This window comes from Synechococcus sp. W60.3, from assembly GCF_047502615.1.
In the GTDB taxonomy this organism is placed as follows: domain Bacteria; phylum Cyanobacteriota; class Cyanobacteriia; order Thermostichales; family Thermostichaceae; genus Thermostichus.
In genome coordinates, this window is record NZ_JANSHJ010000043.1 from 1 (window position 1) to 2,039 (window position 2,039).

Below are 2,039 nucleotides of genomic sequence, written 5' to 3' on the forward strand. Positions count from 1 at the left end.
CGTCGAGGCCAGCCAATTTACCGATGACACGGTTCTGACGGTCGCTGTGGCCGAGCGGCTGCTGCGGGGCGGTAGCTACGTCGATTGGTACCATGAGTACTTCCACGCCTACCCAGAGGCTGGGTACGGGAGCAGCTTCATCCACTGGGCCGAGCATCGCTGCCGTGAGCCGTACTACAGTTGGGGCAACGGAGCCGCCATGCGGGTTAGCCCCATTGGCATCGCCTGCAACACGCTGGAAGAAGTGCTGGCCCAGGCGCGGGCCAGTGCCGAGGTAACCCACAACCACCCGGAGGGCATCCGCGGCGCTCAGGCTACGGCAGCCGCCGTGTTTCTCGCCCGGTCAGGGTACACCAAGGCCGACATCAAGACGTACATCGAGCAAGAGTTCGGATACTGCCTATCCGAGCGGCTGGACGATATCCGGGAGCACTACTGCTTCGATGTCTCCTGTCAGGGCTCGGTGCCCCAGTCGATCATCGCGTTCCTAGAGGCAGACGGTTTTGAAGACGCGGTGCGCAACGCCATCTCCCTTGGTGGAGACGCAGACACCATGGCCTGCATTGCCGGGGGCATTGCGGAGGCGTTTTTCGGCGGCGTGCCGGACGAGATCGCATCCCAGACGCTGGCCGTTTTGGACGAGCGGTTGCACGGCGTTGTGTGCGAGTTCCAAGAGAGGTTTGCGGATCGCCTGACCAGGGGCTGCACCTGATGGCCAAGGTGTGTGGTTTTTGGGTTTTGGGTTGCCTTGTCGCCCTCTCGCTCCGTCAACTGCTCCAGGTTGGATTTACCGGTAAGCCGCCTCTGGGTTGGCTTCATGGCCGTAGAGATAGCTGAGAACCGAGTTGCGCAGGCGGTAGTACTGCGGATCTTCAAGAATCCGCTCGCGATCCCGAGGGCGCGGGAAGGGGATGGTCACGATCTGCCCGATGGTGGCTGCAGGGCCATTGGTCAAAGGACTCCGTCCCGCTGGCGCGAAAGGACTCCGTCCCGCTGGCGCGATCAGCACCAGGCGGTCGGCCAAAAACAGCGCCTCATCAATGTCGTGGGTAATCATCAAAACCGTGCAGCGATGTTCATCCCAAATGCGCAACAGCTCCTCTTGAAGCTCCTCTTTGGTAATGGCATCCAAGGCCCCGAAGGGTTCATCCAAAATCAGCACTTCTGGACGGATGGCCAACGCACGAGCAATGGCTACCCGCTGTTTCATCCCTCCCGAAATTTGCGAGGGATATTTCTGAGCGGCTTCCCCCAGCCCCACCAAATCCAAATGTTCTTCCACAATTCGATGCTTTTCCGACTGGCTCTTTTGGGGAAATACCGACCAAACGGCCAAATAAACATTTTCATAAACCGTGAGCCAAGGCAACAGGGCATACCCTTGAAACACTACCATGCGCTCCGGGCCAGGAGCTGTAATCGGCTGCCCTTTCAGCTTCACCGAGCCACTGGTGGGCTGGGCAAATCCGGAAACCATATTCAGCAGGGTGGTTTTGCCACAGCCGGAATGCCCAACCAAGCAGACAAACTCTCCCTCGTTCACACTGAGGTTGATATCTCGCAAGACGGGATAATCCCCCTTGGGAGTTGAGTAGGTCTTGCTGACATTCTCAAGGCTTAGGTAGGGTTCTGCGGCTACGTTCGCTGGGGTAGAGGTTGTCAAGAGGGCAGTCATCGTAGGGTGCTCCAACTCATGATTTTCTCACAACGGGGAATGTGCTTTTGCAAGGGCGCCCAAGTGGGTATCTAGAGCAACACAGGACGACGATCTAAGGCAACCTCGGCTACATAAATATCGTGCTTAATCGCCAAACTGTTGAGGTAGGCCAGGGGATCCTCACCATTAAAGGGGATCCCATCGAACAACTGAATGGGCTGCCTTTGGTAGGAGACATCCAGTCCCAGCTCGCGGGCTGCCGTGCTGAACACCCCCACCTGACATACCCGCTCCACGATCTCCACCCAGTTGCGGGGGAAGGGCAGCTCCCCCCAGCGGGCCATTTGGGTCATCATCCACAGATGCTCGGTGCGGCTGGGAC

At 58.6% G+C, this 2,039-nt stretch carries 2 protein-coding genes and 1 pseudogene; 1 reads left to right on the plus strand and 2 read right to left on the minus strand.

Annotated elements, in window-relative coordinates; translation table 11 throughout:
* A partial coding sequence (locus tag NW846_RS11530) for an ADP-ribosylglycohydrolase family protein (RefSeq protein ID WP_414516078.1) occupies positions 1 to 712 on the plus strand: 712 nt, incomplete at its 5' end.
* A 75-nt stretch (positions 713 to 787) separates the two neighbouring features.
* On the opposite strand, the gene NW846_RS11535 is transcribed toward NW846_RS11530, so the two are convergent.
* Together NW846_RS11535 and NW846_RS11540 are read right to left on the minus strand one after the other, a co-directional pair.
* Positions 788 to 1,675: a nitrate ABC transporter ATP-binding protein gene (locus tag NW846_RS11535; protein ID WP_414381182.1), complete on the minus strand. Its 888-nt coding sequence runs from the start codon at positions 1,673 to 1,675 to the stop codon at positions 788 to 790.
* 71 nt (positions 1,676 to 1,746) lie between these two features.
* Positions 1,747 to 2,039: pseudogene (locus NW846_RS11540) on the minus strand (bacitracin ABC transporter ATP-binding protein); the annotation flags it as partial.